Source organism: Kitasatospora sp. NPDC034035 (assembly GCF_055575755.1).
On record NZ_JBVISA010000066.1, the window covers coordinates 1 to 19,778 of the forward strand.

The 19,778-nt window shown below is 76.0% G+C and carries 2 protein-coding genes; both read right to left on the reverse strand.

Annotated elements, in window-relative coordinates; all coding sequences use genetic code 11:
• Window positions 1–7,153 (reverse strand): type I polyketide synthase (locus ACZ52J_RS41750; protein ID WP_465626585.1); only part of this gene is annotated, 7,153 nt, incomplete at its 3' end.
• A 37-nt stretch (window positions 7,154–7,190) separates the two neighbouring features.
• On the reverse strand, window positions 7,191–19,778 hold a 12,588-nt coding region (locus ACZ52J_RS41755), incomplete at its 5' end, for a type I polyketide synthase (RefSeq protein ID WP_465626587.1).

Here is a 19,778-nt window from a genome sequence, read left to right on the forward strand (position 1 = left end):
CCGAACCCAACACCTCCGCCAACGACCAGTCCACATAAGGCGCCAGAGCCCGCCCGCACTCCGCCATCCGCCCCGCGAACACCTCCGACTCACCCAACAGCCCCGCGGCCATCCCCACCCACTGCGAACCCTGACCCGGGAACACCAACACCACACGACCGGAAACCAACCCGCCGCCGGCCACCGCAGCACCCTGTGACAGCGCGGCCAGGTGCTCGGCGAGGTTCTCCTCCGTGCCCACCAGCACCGCGCGGTGTCCCAGCGCGCTGCGGCCCGTGGCCAGGGAGAAGGCCACGTCCACGGCGCGGACGCCCGACCCGTCTCCGATCCGGGCCGACAGCGCCGCAGCCTGGGCGCACAGCGCCTCCGGAGTGCGCGCCGAGAGGAGCAAGGGGACGGCGGCGGGTACGGTCCCCGGTGTCCCGGACCCGTCAACGAGCCCGTCTGCGGGGGCTGTCGGGTCGGTCGGGGCCTGTTCGAGGATGACGTGGGCGTTGGTGCCGCTGACGCCGAAGGAGGACACCCCCGCCCGGCGCGGACGGCCCGTGTCGTCCCACGCACGGGCCTCCGTCAGCAGTCGGCCGGCCCCCGCGGACCAGTCCACCTCGGGCGTCGGACCGTCCACGTGCAGCGTCTTGGGCATCACGCCGTGCCGCAAGGCGAGCACCGACTTGATGACCCCCGCCACACCGGCGGCAGCCGAGGCGTGTCCGATGTTGGACTTCAGCGAGCCGATCCACACCGGCCGGTCCGCGGGCCGGTCCTGCCCGTACGTCGCCAGCAGCGCCTGCGCCTCGATCGGGTCACCCAACCGCGTCCCCGTACCGTGCGCCTCCACCACGTCCACCTCGGACGCCGTCAGCCCCGCATCCGCCAACGCCGCACGGATCACCCGCTGCTGCGACGGACCGTTCGGCGCCGTCAGACCATTGCTCGCACCATCCTGATTCACCGCCGAACCACGGATCACCGCCAGCACCGGATGCCCGTTGCGCCGCGCATCCGACAACCGCTCCACCAGCAGCATGCCCGTGCCTTCGCCGAAGGCGGTACCGTCGGCCGCCGCGGCGAAGGACTTGCAGCGGCCGTCCGGAGCGAGTCCGCCCTGTCGGCTGAACTCGACGAACAGTTCGGGGCTGCACATCACGTTGACGCCGCCGGCCAGGGCCAGCGAGCATTCGCCGGATCGCAGCGCCCGTACCGCGAGGTGCAGGGCCACCAGCGAGGACGAGCACGCGGTGTCCACGGTGACCGCGGGGCCTTCCAGGCCGAAGAAGTAGGCCAGGCGTCCGGAGACGACGCTTCCCGAGTTGCCGGTGCCGAGGAATCCCTCGACGTCCTCGGGGATGTAGGGCAGCAACCGGGCCGCGTAGTCCTGCTGCATCAGGCCGACGTACGTACCGACCGGGGCGCCGCGCAGGGTGGACGGGTCGATGGCCGCGCGCTCGAAGAGTTCCCAGGTGGTTTCCAGGAGCAGCCGCTGCTGCGGGTCCATCGCCGCCGCCTCGCGCGGCGAGATGCCGAAGAACTCCGCGTCGAACCCGGCCGCGTCGTGGAGGAAGCCGCCGTCTCGGGTGACGGAGGTGCCGATGCGGTCGGGATCGGGGTCGTAGAGCGTGTCCAGGCTCCAGCCCCGGTCGGTGGGGAACCCGGAGATGCCGTCGCGGCCCTCGGCCAGCATCCGCCACAGGTCCTCGGGTGAGCGGACATCGCCGGGGAGGCGGCAGGCCGCGGAGACGATCGCGATCCGGTCGTCGTCCGCGTCCCGGTTCCGGTCGGCCGACCCTGCGGGTACGGCGGGCATGACGGCCCTGGCCGCTTCCGTGTCCGTGAGTCCGGCGCCCAAAAAGTCCGCGAGCGCGGCCGGGGTCGGGTGGTCGAACACCAGGCTGGCGGGAAGCCGCAGGCCGGTGGCGGCGTTCAGGCGGTTGCGCAGTTCCACCGAGGCCAGTGAGTCGAAGCCCAGTTCGCGGAAGGCCCGTCCGGGGTCGAGGGTGTCCGGGGAGGCATGGCCGAGGACCGCAGCCGCGTGGGTGCGGACGAGTTCGACGAGCAGCCGGGTCTGTCCGGTGCCGTCGAGGGCCGCGAGGCGCCGGCGCAGGGCGTTGTCGTCGGCCGTCGCCTGCGCGGCCGTGGCCGCCCGGCGCGGCGGTGTGCGCACCAGGCCGCGCAGCAGCGGCGGCAGAGTGCCCTCCGCCGCCGCGGACCGCAGGGCCGCGGTGTCGAGGCGCATCGGGACCAGGGCGGCCCGGTCCACGGTGAGGGCGGTGTCGAAGAGCGCGAGTCCCCGCTCGGTGGAGAGCGGCGGCATCCCGGACCGGGCGAGGCGTCGTACGTCGTCCTCGTCCAGGTGTCCGGTGAGGGCGCTGGCCTGCTCCCACAGGGTCCAGGCCAGGGCCTGGCCGGCCAGGCCCGCCGCCCGACGCTGGACGGCCAGGGCGTCGAGGAAGGCGTTGGCGGCGGCGTAGTTGGCCTGTCCGGGGCCGCCGAAGGTGCCTGCGGCCGAGGAGAAGAGCACGAAGTGCGTCAGATCGAGGCCGCGGGTCAGTTCGTGCAGGTGGAGGGCGGCGTCGACCTTGGGGCGCAGCACGGCGTCCACCCGTTCGGGGGTGAGTGCGGTGACGACGCCGTCGTCGAGGGTGCCCGCGGTATGGACCACGGCGGTCAGCGGGTGCGCGGGCGGCAGGTCCGCGAATACGGCGGCCAGGGCGACCCGGTCGGCGGCGTCGCAGGCGACGATGGCGGTCTCGGCTCCCAGCGCGGCGAGTTCGGCCCGCAGTTCGTCGGCTCCGGCGGCGGCCGGGCCGCTGCGGGAGAGCAGGAGCAGGTGCCGGACGCCGTGCCCGGTGACCAGGCGGCGGGCGACGTGGGAGCCGAGCAGGCCGGTGCCGCCGGTGATGAGGACCGTGCCGTCCGGGTCGAAGGCCCGGAGGGGCCCTGCCGCGTCGTCCGAGAGGTCCGGGTCGTTCCTGAGGACCCGGGCCAGCCGGGGTACGCGGACGTCGTCGCCGCGGACCGCGGACTGCGGTTCTCCCGAGGCGAGGGCCGCGGCGACGCCTGCGGAGGTGCCGTGCTCGTCGTCGGCGTCGAGGTCGAGCAGGGCGAAGCGCCCGGGGTGTTCAGACCGGGCCGAACGGACCAGGCCCCAGAGCGCGCTGTGCGCGGGGTTGCGTACGTCCTCCCCCTCCCCGGCGCTGACCGCACCCCGGGTGGCGAACACCAGGCGAGAGTCGGCGAAGCGGTCGTCGGCGAGCCAGGTCCGGACGTCGCTGAGGGCTTGGTGGACGACCGCGCGGACCACCGCGGCCGGTCCGGCCGTGTCCGTGGGCTCCGCGCAGGCGAGCAGGACCGTTTCGGGCACCGGAGCTCCGGCGTCGACGGCGGCCAGCAGCCTGGCCAGGTCCGCGGTGCGGTGAACGGGTGCGCCGCTGCCGCGCGCGGGTGTGGTGACCCACTCCGTCGCATAGAGGTCCTGGTGGCGGCGGCCGTGAGGGGCGCGGTCGGCGCCGAGGCTGACGGTGCCCGCGGGCCGCAGGACCAGTGCGTCCACGGTCGCCACGGGGGCGCCGGTCGCGTCGACGACGGCGAGCGTCACCGCGTCGGGCCCGGCCGGGGCGAGCCGGACGCGGATCGCGCCGGCGCCGGTGGCGTGCAGGGTCACGCCGTTCCAGGAGAACGGCAGCCGTCCCTCGGGGTGGGCCTCCGCGCCGGGGGTGCCGGGCACACCGGTGGCGTGCAGGGCCGCGTCCAGCAGGGCCGGGTGCAGGCCGAAGCGGGCGGCATCGGGTGCGGGCCCAGCGGGTACGACGGCCTCCGCGAACAGCTCGTCGCCGCGCCGCCAGACCGCGTTCAGGCCCCGGAAGGCGGGACCGTAGGCGAATCCGGCCGCCGCGAAGCGGTCATACAGTCCGTCGAGGGCGAGGGGTTCGGCGCCGGGCGGCGGCCAGGGCATCGGCCCGTCGGCCTCGGCGCCTTCCGCGCCGTCCTGGGCCAGGACGCCTTCGGCGTGCCTGGTCCACTCGTCGCCGTCGGGGTCACCGTCGACGGGTGTGTCCGGCCGGGAGTGCAGGCTGAGCGGGCGGTGGCCCAGGGAGTCGGGGGGGCCCACGGTGAGGCGCAGCACGGTGCCGCCGTGTTCGGGCAGCACCAGGGGGGCCTCGAGGGTGAATTCCTCGACCCGGGGGCAGCCGACGCGGGCTCCGGCCTGGAGCGCGAGTTCCAGGAAGGCGGTGCCCGGGAGCAGTACCCGGCCGCCGACGGCGTGGTCGGCGAGCCACGGGTGGGTGCGGGCCGACAGGCGGCCGGTGAGGAGCAGGCCGTCGCTGTCCGCGAGGACCACGACGGCGCCCAGCAGCGGATGGTCCGCGGGGGTCAGTCCGGCAGAGGTGACGTCGCCGACGGGCGCGGCTCCGTCCTCCAACCAGTACGGGTCGCGTTGGAAGGCGTAGGTGGGCAGTTCCACCCGTCCGGGGCGGCGGTCGGCGAAGACGGTGTCCCAGTCCGGGGAGACTCCGCGCAGGTGGAGTTCGGCCAGGGACTCGGTGAACCGGCGCGGGCCGCCGTCGTCGCGGCGCAGGGTGCCCACGGCGGTGGCGTCGGCGCCCGCGTCCTCGGCGGTCTCCAGGACACCGACGGTGAGGACGGGGTGTGGGCTGCTTTCCAGGAGGACCTGGTAGCCGTCGGCGAGCAGGGCGCGGGTCGCCTGTTCGAAGCGGACGGTCCCGCGGAGGTTGCGGTACCAGTAGTCGGCGTCCAGGGCGGTGGTGTCCTCCAGCAGGCCGCCGCTGAGGGTGGAGTAGAAGGGGATGGCGGACGGGCGGGGGGTCAGTCCGTCGAGCCGGGCGAGCAGTTCGGTGCGGATGTCCTCGACGTGGGCGCTGTGCGAGGCGTAGTCGACGGGGATGCGCCGGCTGCGGATGTCCAGGGCCGTCGTCCGGTCGAGGAAGGCGTCGAGCGCGTCGGTGTCGCCGGAGACCACGGTGGAGGCGGGTCCGTTGACGGCGGCGACGGAGAGCCGGCCGTCCCAGGGGGCGAGGTGTTCGGCGACCTGTTCGGCAGGCAGGGCCACCGAGGCCATGCCGCCGCGGCCGGACAGGGCGCGGATGGCGCGGCTGCGCAGGGCGACGACCTTCGCCCCGTCCTCCAGGCTCAGCGCTCCCGCCACCACGGCGGCGGCGATCTCGCCCTGGGAGTGGCCGATGACCGCGCCGGGGGTGATGCCGTGGGAGCGCCACAGTTCGGCCAGGGAGACCATGACGGCCCACAGCACCGGCTGCACCACGTCGACGCGTTCGGCCGGCGGGGTGCCGGGAGCGCCGCGCAGGACGGCTTCCAGGGACCAGTCGACGAATGGGGCCAGGGCACGCTCGCAGTCCGCGATGCGGGCGGCGAAGGCGGGGGCGGAGTCGAGGAGTTCGACGGCCATGCCGGCCCATTGGGATCCCTGTCCGGGGAACACCAGGGCGACTTCGCCGCCGGCTCCGGCAGTGCCCAGGACCAGGCCGGGGGCGGTGCGGCCGGCCACCACGGCATCGAGGCCGGCCCGGAACTCGTCGGGGTGGGCGCCGATCAGGACCGCCCGGTGCTCGTGCGCGGCGCGGGTCGTCGCGAGGGCGTGGCCGACCTCGGCCGGGCCGGGTCCGGGGTGGGCGTCGAGGTGGTCGCGGAGCCGTGCGGCCTGGGCGCGCAGCGCTTCGGCGGTGCGTCCGGAGAGCACCCAGGGGAGGACGGCGGGGGCGGCGGGTTCGTCCGCCTGTTCCAGCACGGGTTCGTCCGCCTGTTCCAGGACGACGTGTCCGTTGGTGCCGCTGACGCCGAAGGAGGACACCGCGGCCCGGCGCGGCCGTCCGGTCTCGGGCCAGGGGGTGTTCGCGGTGACCAGGCGTACCGCGCCCGCGGTCCAGTCGATCTGCGGGGACGGGTCCTGCGCGTGCAGGGTGGGCGGGACGGTACCGTGCCGCATGGCGAGGACGGTCTTGATGACGCCGCCGACGCCGGCCGCCGCCTGGGTGTGCCCGATGTTGGACTTCAGCGAGCCGAGCAGCAGCGGCTGCCCGTCCGCGCGGTCCTGCCCGTAGGTGGCCAGCAGGGCCTGGGCCTCGATCGGGTCGCCCAGCGGGGTGCCGGTGCCGTGCGCCTCGACCACGTCCACATCGGCGGGGGTGAGTCCGGCGTTGGCCAGGGCGTGGCGGATGACGCGCTGCTGGGCGGGGCCGTTGGGGGCGGTGAGCCTGCTGCTGGCGCCGTCCTGGTTGACGGCGGTGCCGCGGATCAGGGCGAGGACCGGGTGGCCGTTGCGCCGGGCGTCCGAGAGGCGCTCCAGCAGGAGCATGCCGACGCCCTCGCCCCAGCCGGTGCCGTCGGCGGCGGCGGCGAAGGACTTGCAGCGGCCGTCCCGGGCCAGGCCGCCCTGGCGGCTCATCTCCACGAACGGAACGGGTGTCGACATGACCATCGCGCCCCCGGCCAGGGCCAGGGTGCAGTCGCCGGCCCGCAGGGCTTGGGCGGCGAGGTGGATGGCGACCAGGGAGGAGGAGCATGCGGTGTCGATGCTGACCGCCGGGCCCTCCAGACCGAAGGTGTAGGCGACGCGGCCCGAGGCGACGCTGTCGGAGCTGCCGCTGCCGACGTAGCCGGCCACGTCGTCGGGGACCTGGCGCAGCCGTACCGCGTAGTCCTGGTACATCACCCCGGCGAAGACGCCGGTCCTGCTGCCCCGCAGGGTCGCGGGGTCGATGCCGGCCCGTTCGAACGCCTCCCAGGTGGTCTCCAGGAGGAGCCGCTGCTGCGGGTCCATCGCGAGCGCTTCGCGCGGGGAGATCCCGAAGAATCCGGGGTCGAAGTGCCCGACGTCGTCGAGGAATCCGCCCAGGGCGGTGTGGCTGGTGCCCTCGCACAGTTGTTCCGGGTCGTCCAGGTGGTCCAGGTCCCAGCCCCGGTCGCGGGGGAAGCCGGTGATGGCATCGGTGCCGTCGGTGACCAGGCGCCACAGGTCCTCGGGGGACCGTACGCCGCCGGGGTAGCGGCAGCTCATCGCGACGACCGCGATCGGTTCGCGGCCCGCTTCCTCGGCCTCGGTCAGGCGCCGGCGGGTGTGGTGCAGGTCCGCCGTCACGCGCTTGAGGTAGTCCCTCAGCTTGTCGTCGTTCACCATTGGGGGCCACCGTCCTGGTTCGCGGGTCGGGTCGGTGTCATGACCGGCCGAGTTCGCTGTCGATGAGGTCGAAGAGTTCGTCGTCGCTGGCGCCGTCCATCCGGTCCTCGATGGAGGCGGCCACCCCGGCCGCCGTGCCGTCGCCGTCGGCCGGGGTGGCCGCCGGGTCGTCGAGGCGGCGCAGGAGCTCCCGGAGCCGCCCGGCCAGCCGTTCGCGGTCCGCCGGGTCGTCGGGGAGGCCGTCGAGGGCGCCTGCCAGGCGGTCCAGTTCGGCAAGGCCGGGGAGCGGGCCGGGTCCGGCGTCGGGGAGCAGTTCGGCGGCGAGGTGTGCGGCGATCGCGGCCGGGGTGGGGTGGTCGAAGAGCAGGGTGGCCGGCAGCGGGTGGCCGGTTGCGGCGCGCAGCCGGTTGCGCAGTTCCACCGCGGTCAGCGAGTCGAAGCCGACCTCCAGCAGGCCGCGTCCGGGCTCGACCGCGGCCGGGCCGCTGTGGCCGAGCACCAGGGCGGCGTGCGAGCGGACCAGGTCGAGCAGGACCCGGCCGCGCTGGGTCTCGTTGAGGGAGCCGAGGCGCTGCTTCAGGGCCTCGGGCCCGTCGGGGCCGGTGCCGGCCGCGGGGCCCGCGGCGCCGCGCCGGGCGGCGGGGCGCACCAGGCCGCGCAGCAGGGCGGGGACGCCGCCGGTGGCGGCCTGGGCGCGGACGGCCGCGGTGTCGAGCCGCAGCGGGAGGACGACCGGCTCGTCGAGGGTGCCGGCCGTGTCGAAGAGCGCCAGTCCCTGGGCCGGGTCGAAGGCGACGATCCCGCCCCGGGAGATCCGTCGCAGGTCGGCCTCGGTGAGCCCGCCGGTCATCCCGGTGCTGTTGGCCCACAGGCCCCAGGCGAGGGAGCGGCCGGGCAGCCCATCGGCGCGGCGCCGGTGGGCCAGGGCGTCGAGGAAGGCGTTGGCGGCGGCGTAGTTGCCCTGGCCCATGCCGCCGAAGATCCCGGCGATGGACGAGAACAGGACGAACTCGGACAGCTCCAGGCCGGCGGTGAGTTCGTGCAGGTTGATCGCCGCGTCCACCTTGGGGCGCAGGACGTGGTCCAGTCGCGCGGGCGTCATGGTGGCGACGACGCCGTCGGCCAGCACGCCCGCGGCGTGCACCACCCCGGTCAGCGGGTGCGTGGGGGGCAGGGCGGCCAGCAGGGCCGCGAGGGCGTCGCGGTCGGCGGCGTCGCAGGCGACGATCTCGGCGTGCGCGCCCAGGGCGGCGAGCTCGGCGAGGAGTTCCGCCGCGCCGTCGGCGGCGGGGCCGCTGCGGCTGGTCAGCAGCAGGTGCCGGACGCCGTGTTCGGCGGCGAGGTGGCGGGCGACGTGGGCGCCGATGGCGCCGGTGCCGCCGGTGATCAGGACGGTTCCGTCGCCGCCCCAGCCGGGCGTGCGCCCGGTGACGGCCAGCGGTACCCGGGCCAGCCGGGCGACGTGGACGGCTCCGGCCCGGATCGCGAGCTGGGGTTCCCCGGACGCGAGGGCTTCGGCGAGCAGCGCGGGCGGGTTCTCGTGGGCGTCCAGGTCCAGCAGGACGAAGCGGTCGGGGTTCTCGGTCTGCGCCGAGCGGACCAGGCCCCAGAGCGCGGCCAGGGCCGGGTCCGGGACGTCGTCGCCGGTCACCGGGACCGCGCCCGAGGTGACCAGGACCAGCTTGGCCCCGGCCAGCCGCTCCTCGGCCAGCCAGTCGCGCAGCAGGGCGAGGACCGTGCCGAGTCCGTCGTGGACCGCGTCACGGAGGGTGCCGGGCGGCGCGTACGGGGCCGAGGCGGGCGGGCAGGCGGCCAGCACCAGCCGGGGCGGTGGGGCGCCCGCGTCGAGCAGTGCGGACAGCGCGGCGAGGTCGGTGACCGTGCGGCCGGGGAGTGTCCCGGTGCCGAGCACGGTCCAGGGCTCCGGGTCGAAGGCGGTGCCGGCCGCCGTCGCGGCGCGCTCGGGCAGGGCCTGCCACTCGGGGCGGAACAGTTCCTCGTGGTGTCCGACGCGGGTGGCCTTGAAGCGGTCGCGCGAGACGGGCCGCAGGACCAGGGAGCGGGCCGAGAGCACCGGCCGCCCGGTGGTGTCGGTCACCTGTACGGCGACGGCGTCGCGGCCGGTCGGGGTCAGCCGCAGCCGGAGTTCGGCGGCCCCGGAGGCGTGCAGGCGCACCCCGTTCCAGGAGAACGGCAGCCAGCCCTGCGCGGGCCCCTTGAGGACGTCGAACACCAGTGAGTGCAGGGCGGCGTCCAGCAGGGCCGGGTGCAGGCCGAACGCGGCGGCGTCCGGCCGCTGCTCCTGGGGCAGGCTCGCGAGGGCGTACACCTCGTCGCCGAGCCGCCAGGCCGCGCGCAGGCCCTGGAACGCGGGGCCGTAGGCGAACCCGCCGCCCGCGAAGCGGTCGTACAGGCCCTCCGTGTCGAGGGGGACGGCTCCGGGCGGCGGCCAGGCCTCGGGGTCCGCCGGGTCGGCCGGGTCGGCCGGGTCCGCGGCTCCGGTGGAGCTGAGCAGGCCGCTCGCGTGCCGGGTCCAGGGGGCGTCGGGGCTGTCGTCGGCGGCCCGGGCGTGGACGCTCAGCGGACGGGTGCCGGCGGCGTCCGGGCTTCCGACGGTGAGCTGGAGTGCGACGGCTCCGCCCGCCGGGAGCACCAGCGGTGCCTCCAGGGTCAGTTCCTCGACCTGGTCGCAGCCGACCTGGTCGCCCGCGCGGACCGCGAGTTCCAGGAACGCGGTGGCGGGGAACAGCACCCCCTCGTAGACGCCGTGGTCGGCCAGCCAGGGGTGGCTGCGGACCGAGAACCTGCCGGTGAAGAGGAAGCCGTCGGAGTCCGCGAGTTCCGTTCCGGCGCCGAGCAGCGGGTGGTCGACCGCCTGAAGTCCGGCTGCGGGCAGTCCGGCCGCGGCCGGGCCGGCCTGCAGCCAGTAGCTGCCGCGCTGGAAGGCGTAGGTCGGCAGGTCGACGGCGGAGCCGGCCGGGCCGCCGGAGTGGACGGCGTCCCAGTCCACGGGGACGCCCGTGACGTGCAGCCGGGCCAGGGCGGCCGTCGCCGCGGGTGCTTCAGGCCGGTCCTTGCGCAGCAGGGGCATCAGCACCGGGCTGCCGGTGGCGCCGGTCAGGCAGTCCTGGCCCATGGCGGTGAGCGCGCCGTCGGGTCCGAGTTCGAGGAACGCGGTGACGCCGTCGCGTTCCAGGTGGCGTACGCCGTCCTGGAAGCGGACGGTGCCGCGCACGTGCTCCACCCAGTAGTCCGGCGAGCCGAGCTGCTCGGCGGTGGCCGGCTCGCCCGTCAGGTCGGAGATCACCGGGACGGCGGCCTCCCCCGGGACGATCCGGGCCACGACCTCGCGGAACTCGGCGAGCATCGGCTCCATGAGGGGCGAGTGGAAGGCGTGGGAGACCCGCAGCCGCCGGGTCTTGCGGCCGCGCGCGGCGAGCACGGCGGCGATCTCGTCCACCGCCGCCGCGTCGCCGGAGACCACGGTCGAGGCCGGGCCGTTGACCGCGGCGAGGCCGACCTCGCCCTCACGGCCCGCGAGCAGTGGCAGCACCTCCTCCTCCCCGGCGGCGAGGGCGACCATCGCGCCGCCCGCCGGGAGGGCCTGCATCAGCCGTCCCCGCGCGACCACCAGCGCCGCGGCGTCGGGCAGGGTGAACACCCCGGCGACGTGGGCGGCGGCCAGCTCTCCCACGGAGTGGCCGAGCAGCCGGTCGGGGCGCACGCCCCAGTGCTCGACGAGGCGGAACAGGGCGACGCCGAGTGCGAACAGGGCGGGCTGGGCGTACTCGGTGCGGTCCAGCAGCCCGTGGCCGGGGTCGCCGGGGGCCGCGTCGATCACCTCCCGCAGCGGGCGGTCGAGCAGCGGATCGAGTTCCGCGCAGACCGCGTCGAAGGCGTCGGCGAAGACCGGGAACCGTGCGTACAGTCCGGCGCCCATGCCGGTGCGCTGGCTGCCCTGGCCGGGGAACAGGAAGGCGGTCTTCGCGGCCGGGCCGGTGATCCCGCGCACCAGGTCCGCCGACGGCTCGCCGGCGGCGAGGGCGGCGAGCGCCTGGAGCAGGGTCTGCCGGTCCGTGCCGGTGAGGGCGGCCCGGTGCTCGAAGGCGCTGCGGTTCAGCGCCAGGGAGCGGCCCACGTCCGCGACGGCGAGGGTCGGGGCGTGCTCCATGTGCCGGAGCAGCCGGGCGGCCTGCTCCCGCAGCGCGTCCGCACCACGGGCGGAGAGCAGCCAGGGCAGGGCGGGCTCGGCGGGGGCGACGGGCGTGTCAGGGGGCGGCGCGGGGGCGGCGGCCGGGGCCGGTTCGGTGGGCTGTTCGAGGATGGTGTGGGCGTTGGTGCCGCTGACTCCGAACGACGACACCGCGGCCCGCCGGGGGCGGCCGGTCTCCGGCCACGGGGTGTCGTCGGTGAGCAGCCGGACCGCGCCGGCCGACCAGTCGACGTGGGGTGTCGGCGCGTCGACGTGCAGGGTGCGCGGCAGCGCCCCGTGCCGCATGGCCTGCACCATCTTGATGATGCCTGCGACGCCGGCGGCGGCCTGGCTGTGTCCGATGTTCGACTTCAGCGACCCCAGCAACAGCGGCTGCTGCGCGCCGCGTTCCCGGCCGTACGTGGCCAGGAGCGCCTGGGCCTCGATCGGGTCGCCCAGCCGGGTCCCGGTGCCGTGCGCCTCCACCGCGTCGACCTCGGAAGCGGTCAGTCCGGCGTCGGCGAGGGCCGCCCGGATGACCCGCTGCTGGGAGGGGCCGTTGGGGGCGGTCAGGCCGTTGCTGGCGCCGTCCTGGTTGACGGCGGAGCCGCGAACGAGGGCGAGCACCGGGTGGCCGTTGCGCCGGGCGTCCGAGAGGCGTTCCAGGACGAGCAGTCCGGCGCCCTCTGCCCAGGAGGTGCCGTCGGCGGCGGCGGCGAACGGTTTGCAGCGGCCGTCTTCGGCGAGCACCCGTTGCCGGCTGAACTCCACGAACGCGCCCGGTGTCGACATCACGGTCACCCCGCCGGCGAGCGCCAGCGAACATTCGCCGGCCCGCAGCGACCGGGCCGCGAGGTGGACCGCGACCAGCGACGAGGAGCACGCCGTGTCGACGGTCACCGCGGGCCCTTCGAGGCCGAGGCTGTAGGAGATCCGCCCGGACGCCACGCTGCCCGCGCTGCCGATGCCGAGGTAGCCCTCGAGCTCTTCGGAGGGTTCGGTGACGCGCGACCCGTAGTCGTGGTGGCTGCATCCGACGAAGACGCCGCTCGCGCTGCCCTTGAGGGAGAGCGGGTCGATGCCGGCCCGCTCGAACGCCTCCCAGGAGAGTTCGAGCAGCAGCCGCTGCTGGGGGTCGATGGTCAGCGCCTCGCGCGGGGAGATCCCGAAGAAGGCCGGGTCGAAGCGGTCGGCGTCGTGCAGGAAGCCGCCTTCCCGCGCGTAGGTGCTGCCGACCCGGTCCGGGTCCGGGTCGTAGAGGCCGTCCAGGTCCCAGCCCCGTCCGGTGGGGAAGCCGGTGATCGCGTCCCGTCCGCCCGCGACGAGCTCCCACAGCTCCTCGGGGGTGCTGACGCCGCCGGGGTAGCGGCAGCTCATGGCGACCACGGCGATCGCCTCGTCCTCGGGCACCGCGGCGGCCGCGGGCGGCTGCCCGGGGGCGTCGGGTGCCTCGGTGGCGGGCGCCCCCGGCAGTTCGGCGCGCAGGTGTCCGGCCAGGGTGGTGGCCGTGGGGTAGTCGAAGGCCAGGGTCACCGACAGGCGCAGGCCGGTGGCCGCGGCGAGCCGGTTGCGCAGTTCGACGGCGGTCAGCGAGTCGAAGCCGACGTCCTTGAACGCCTGGTCGGGTCCCACCGCCTCGGGCCCGGGGTGGCCGAGCACGGCGGCGACCTCGCGGCGGACCAGGTCCAGCAGGGCCCGGTCGCGTTCCGCCGGGGGCAGTGCGGCGAGCCGCAGCGCCGGCGGCTCGGCGCCGTCGGCGCTGCCCCGGGACCCGGCCGCGGCGGCGAGCGCTTCCCGCACCTCGGGCAGGTCCCCGAGGGCGGCGCTGGGCCGGAGCGCGGTGAACGCCCGGGTGAAGCGGTCCCAGGCGAAGTCGGCGACGAGGACGGCCGTGTCGTCGTGGTCGAGGGCCTGGTGCAGCGCGGTGGTGGCCACGGCGGGGTCCATGGCGGGCAGGCCGTCGCGGATCAGCCGTTCGGCGACCGCTCCGGAGGCCAGGCTCTCGCCGCCCCACAGGCCCCAGGCCACCGAGGTGCCGGGCAGTCCGAGGTCGCGGCGCTGCCGGGCCAGGGCGTCGAGGTAGGCGTTGGCGGCGGCGTAGCTGCCCTGGCCGGTGCCGCCGAGGGTGCCGGCGAGAGAGGAGAACAGCACGAAGGCGGTCAGGTCGATTCCCCGGGTGAGCGCGTCGAGGTTGCGTGCGCCGTCGAGCTTGGGGCGCAGGACGCCGGCCGCGCGTTCGGGGGTGATGGAATCGATCACCCCGTCGTCGAGGACGCCCGCGGTGTGCAGGACGGCGCGCAGCGGGCGCTCGGCCGGAATGCCGGCGAGCAGTTCCGCCAGTGCGTCGCGGTCGGCGACGTCGCAGGCCACCGCAGTGGCGTCGGCGCCGAGTCCGCGCAGTTCGGCGAGCAGGGCGTCGGCTCCCGGGGCCTGTGCGCCGCGCCGGCTGGTGAGCAGCAGGTGCGCGGTGCCGGTGCGGGCGAGCCGGCGGGCGATCTGGGCGCCAAGGCCGCCGGTGCCGCCGGTGATCAGGACGGTGCCCTCGGGTGCCCAGTCGCGTGCGGGGGCGGTGTCGCCGAGTCCGGCGTGGACGACCCTGCGGCCGTAGACGCCGGTGGCGCGCACCGCCAGCTGGTCCTCGCCGTCGGGGTTGGTCAGGGCTTCGGCGAGCCGGGTCGCGGCCCGGTCGTCGAGCCGTCGCGGCAGGTCGACCAGGCCGGCCCAGCGCTGCGGGTACTCGACGCCGGCGACCCCGCCGAGGCCCCAGGCCAGGGCTTGGAGGGTGCTGTCGATCCGGTCGGAGCGGCCGACCGACACCGCGCCCCGGGTGGCGCTCCAGAGCGGGGCGTCGGTGCCGAGGTCGCCCAGGGCCTGGAGGAGCGCGACGGTCAGGGTGAGGCCGAGGGGGAGCGCCGATCCGTCGCCGTGCGGTTCCTCGGCCAGGGCGAGCAGCGACAGGATTCCGGCGGGCGGCCCGTCGGCGCGGTCGTGGGCGTCGCGGAGCAGTGCGGCGAACCGCGTCCGGTCGGTCGCGTCGTGGCCGGCCTCGACCAGGACGGGGGTGGCGCCGTGTCCGCGCAGGGTGTCCGCGGCGAACGCGACGGCCGGGTCGTCGGCGGCGACGGCCGGGGCGACGAGGAGCCAGCTGCCGGTGAGCCGGGGCCGCTCGGGTGCCGGCAGGGGCTTCCAGGCGACCCGGTAGCGCCAGCTGTCGGCGGTCCGGTCGTCGGCGCGGCCGCGCGCCCACTCGGCGAGGGTGGGCACCAGGGAAGCAAGGGAGACCCGCAGCTCTTCGTCCTCGACCTGCAGGGTGGTGGCGAGGGCGTCCAGGTCCGCGCGGTCGACCGCCGCCCAGAAGCCGGAGTCGGCCGGGCCGGCGCCGGTCGCGGCGTCGGCGGGCCGGCCGGGGGTGGCGTCCAGCCAGTAGCGCTGCTGCTGGAAGGCGTAGGTGGGCAGGGGCCGCTTGCGCGCGCCGGTTCCGGCGAACACCGCGTCCCAGTCCACCGGCAGTCCGCGGACCTGGACCTCGGTGAGCGCGGCGAGGAAGCGGCCGGGGCCGCCCTCGGTGCGGCGCAGGGTGCCGACGACGGCCCCGTCGCCGACCCCGGCCGCCTCGACGGCCTCCTGGATCCAGACGGTCAGCGCGGGGTGGGTGCTGCACTCGACGAAGGTGTGGTGCCCGTCGGCGACGAGCGCGTCGAGCGCCCGGCCGAACTCCACCGGCCGGCGCAGGTTCTCGTACCAGTACGCGGCGTCCAGGTCCAGGGTGTCCACGGGGCCGCCGCTGACCGTCGAGTAGAACGGGACGGCGGAGGTCCGCGGCGCGATGCCGCCGAGCAGGGCGAGCAGTTCCTCGCGGAGCTCCTCCACCTGGGGCGAGTGTCCGGCGAAGTCCACGCCGGGGACCGGCCAGGCCAGGACGCCCGCCTCGGCGTACTGCTCGCGCAGCCGTTCCAGTGCAGCCGGGTCGCCGGAGACCGTCACCGACGTCGGCCCGTTGACCGCGGCAACGTCGAGTGCCCCGTCGTGGGCGGACAGTGCCTCGCGCACGGCTTCGACCGGCTGCGGCACGAACAGCATGCCGCCGCGTCCGGTCAGGGCCAGCAGGGCCCGGCTGCGCAGGGCGACGATCCGGGCCGCGTCGTCCAGCGAGAGCGCGCCGGCCACGCAGGCGGCGGCGATCTCGCCCTGGGAGTGGCCGACCACGGCGTCGGGGACGATCCCGTGCGCCCGCCACAGCTCGGCCAGCGACACCATCACCGCCCACAGCACCGGCTGCACCACGTCCACCCGGTCGAGCGGGGGCGCGTCGGGCGCGTCGCGCAGGACCGCGAGCAGCGACCACTCCAGGTGCGGGGCGAGGGCGCGTTCGCACGCCGCGATCCGGTCGGCGAAGGCCGGGGCGTGGTCGAGCAGTTCCCGGGCCATGCCGGCCCACTGGGTTCCCTGGCCGGGGAAGACGAAGACGGTCCTGGCCGACCGGGCGACGATGCCTTGGACCAGGCCGGGTGCGCGCTCTCCGGCGGCCAGCGCGGCCAGGCCGCCCAGCAGGGTCGCCCGGTCGCCGCCGACGACGGCCGCGCGGTGCTCGAAGGCGGTCCTGGTGGTGGCCAGCGAGTAGCCGACGTCGGCGGACGGCAGCTCCGGCCGCTCCGTCAGGTACGCGTGCAGCCGCTCCGCCTGGGCCTTCACCGCCTCTGCGGTCCGCCCGGACAGGACCCACGGGACGGCGGCGGGTGCGGGCCCGGCGGGCAGGGCGGGTGCGGGCCCGGCGGGCGGCTGTTCGATGACGACGTGGGCGTTGGTGCCGCTCAGGCCGAACGAGGACACTCCGGCCCGGCGCGGCCGGCCGGTCTCGGGCCAGGGGGTGGCCTCGGTCAGCAGGGCGACGGCGCCCGCCGTCCAGTCGACGTTCGGGGTCGGCCGGTCGATGTGCAGGGTGCGCGGCAGTTCGCCGTGCCCCATGGCCAGCACCATCTTGATGATGCCGCCGACGCCGGCGGCGGCCTGGGTGTGCCCGATGTTCGACTTCAGCGACCCGAGCCACACCGGCCGGTCGGCCGGCCGGTCCTGGCCATAGATGGCCAGCAGCGCGTCGGCCTCGATCGGGTCGCCCAGCCGGGTGCCGGTGCCGTGCGCCTCGACGGCGTCCACGTCGGCGGCCGACAGCCGGGCGTTCGCCAGCGCGTCGCGGATCACCCGCTGCTGGGCCAGGCCGCTGGGCGCGGTCAGTCCGTTGCTCGCGCCGTCCTGGTTGATCGCCGAGCCGCGCAGTACCGCGAGTACCGGGTGGCCGTTGCGGCGGGCGTCCGAGAGACGTTCCAGGAGCAGCAGGCCCACGCCCTCTGCCATGCCGAAGCCGTCCGCCGCGGCGGCGAAGGACTTGCAGCGCCCGTCCTCGGCAAGCCCGCGCTGCCGGCTGAAGCCGGTGAACGACAGCGGGGTGCCCATCACCGTGGCGCCGCCCGCCAGGGCCAGCGTGCACTCGCCCGAGCGCAGCGACTGCGCGGCGAGGTGGACCGCCACCAGTGACGAGGAGCAGGCCGTGTCCACGGTCACGGCGGGCCCCTGGAGGCCGAGCTGGTAGGCGACCCGCCCGGACAGGACGCTGGTGGAGATGCCCGCGATGAACAGGCCCTCCAGTTCCTCGGGGATGTCGCGCAGGGTGCCGCCGTAGCCCTGGTAGGAGGCGCCGGCGAAGACGCCGGTCGGGGTGCCGCGCAGGGTGGACGGGTCGATGCCGGCGCGCTCGATCGCCTCCCAAGAGGTTTCGAGCAGCAGTCGCTGCTGCGGGTCCATGGCGAGGGCCTCGCGCGGGGAGATCCCGAAGAACCCGGGGTCGAAGCGGTCCGCGTCCCTGACGAATCCGCCCGCGGCAGCGTAGCTCCGACCGGGCCGGTCGGGGTCCGCGTCGTACAGCGTGTCGAGGTCCCAGCCCCGGTCGGACGGCAGCCCGGAGACGGCGTCGTGCCCGTCCGCGACCAGGCGCCACAGGTCCTCGGGGGTTCGGACGCCGCCGGGGTAGCGGCAGCTCATGGCGACGATCACGATGGGGTCGTCGTCGGCGGCGGGTAGCGCCGGGGGCTGCCGGACGGTGGCGGGCTCCTCGGCGGCACCCAGCAGGCCGGTCTCCAGGCGTCCGGCGAGCGCGGTCGCCGACGAGTAGTCGAAGACGACGGTGACCGGGAGCCGCAGGCCGGTGGCGGCGTTGAGTCGGTTGCGCATGTCCACGGCGGTCAGGGAGTCGAAGCCCAGCTCGCGGAAGGCGCGGCCGGGGGCGACCGCGTCCGGCGAGTCGTGGCCGAGGACGGCGGCCGCGTGGGTCCGGACCAGCTCGACCAGCACCCGGGTCCGCTCGGCCGCCGGGAGCGGCGCCAGCCGGTCGCGAAGCGCCGAGGGGGTCCCCCCGGCACCGGTCCCGCCGGTCTCCGGTCCGGCGGCCAGCGCGCTGCGCACCTCGGGGAGTTCCCCGATCAGCGGGCTGGGGCGCGCCGAGGTGAAGACCGTCGCGAAGCGGTCCCAGTCGATGTCGGCGACCACGACCACCGTCTCGTCGTGGTCCAGGACCTGCTGGAGCCCGGTGATCGCGACCGCGGGCGGCATGAAGAGCACGCCGTGGCCGCGCAGGGTCTCCTCCGCCAGTTCGGCCGCCATCCCGCCGGCCCCGCCCTCGGGGCTCCAGATGCCCCACACCACGGAGGTCGCGGCGAGGCCGCGGCTCCTGCGGTCCTCGGCGAGGCCGTCGAGGTAGGCGTTGGCGGCGGCGTAGGCGCCGTGGACGGCGCTGCCCCACACCCCGGAGATGGAGGAGAACAGCACGAACGCGTCGAGGGTGTCCCGGTCGAAGAGCAGGTCCAGGTTCCGGGCCCCGCCGACCTTGGCGTGCAGAGTGTCGGCGAACTCGTCCGCGTCGGTGTCGGGCAGTGGCACCAGCAGCCCGGCCCCCGCGGCGTGGAAGACGGTGCTGATCCGGTGGCCGTCCTGTTCGAGGCCGTCCTTCAACGCACGCAGGGCCTGAAGGTCGGCGACGTCGCACGAGGCCAGGGTGGCCCGGGTGCCGAGCGCGGCCAGTTCCTCGGCGAGCTCCGGCGCACCCGGCGTGTCCGGGCCGCGCCGGCTGACCAGCACCAGGTGCCCGGCTCCCCGCCGGGCCAGCCAGCGCGCGATCTGCGCGCCGATCCCGCCGGTACCGCCGGTGATCAGCACGGTGCCCCCGGGCCGCCAGCTCCGCCGCGGCGCGGTGTCGCCCAGGGCGGACCGGACCAGCCGCCGGCCGTGGCAGCCGGTGGCCCGGACGGCCACCTGGTCCTCGTCCCCGGCCTGGCCGGCCAGCACCCGGCACAGCCGCCCGGCGGTGTCCGGGTCCAGGACCTCCGGGAGGTCGACCAGACCGCCCCAGCGCTGCGGGAACTCCAGCGCGGCGACCCGGCCCAGGCCCCAGAGCAGGTTCTGCGCGGCGCTGACCCCGCTCCCGGTGTCCGTGCCCCCGACCGACACCGCGCCCCGGGTCGCCCACCACAGGGGCGCGCCGATCCCTGCGTCGCCGAGGGCCTGCACCAGGGCCAGGTTGAGCGCGGTGCCCAGCGGGACGGAGGGGTGTTCCGGGTGCGGGCGCTCGTCGAGGCCCAGCAGCGACAGCACTCCCGTCACCGGTCCTGGCAGCGCGTCGAGGGACGCGCGCACCCGGTCGGCCAGCACGGCGCGGTCGGCCGCCGCCTCGGTGATCCGTATGTGGACCACCGAGGCCCCGGCCTGCTCCATGGCGTGGACGGTCGCCTCCGACCGGCGTGCCCCGTCCTCGGACTGGCCGTCCGACGACAGCACGAGCCAGCTGCCGTCCAATGCGACCGCCGGGCCCTCGGGCAGGGCCCGCCAGGTCACGCGGTAGCGCCAGGAGTCGACCACCGAACGCTCGGTGCGCTCGGTGCGCCAGCTGGCGAGCGCGGGGAGCACCACGTTCAGCGGGTCCTCGGGCGCCACCCCGAGGGCGGTGGTGAACCGGTCCAGGTCACCCCCGCCCAGGGCCTCCCAGAAGTCGTCGCCCGCCGCGGACGGACCGGACGGACCGCCCGCCGCAGGGCCGGTGTCCTCCAGCCAGTACGGGCGGCGCTGGAAAGCGTAGGTGGGCAGGGAGACGCCGCCCGGACGGTGTCCGGCGAACACCCGGTCCCAGTCGGGCAGCAGGCCGCCCACGTGGGCCTCTCCCAGGGACGTCAGGAAGCGGTCGAGGCCGCTCTCGCCGCGCCGCAGCGTGCCCACGACCACGGCGGGGCCCTGCGCGGAACCGGCGGTGTCGGCCGCGTCGGCGGTCTGCTGGACACCGAAGGTGAGCACGGGGTGCGGGCTGGACTCGACGAAGAACCGGAAGCCCTCCCCCAGCAACGCCTCCGTGGCCTGCCCGAACTCCACCGTCTCCCGCAGGTTCCGGTACCA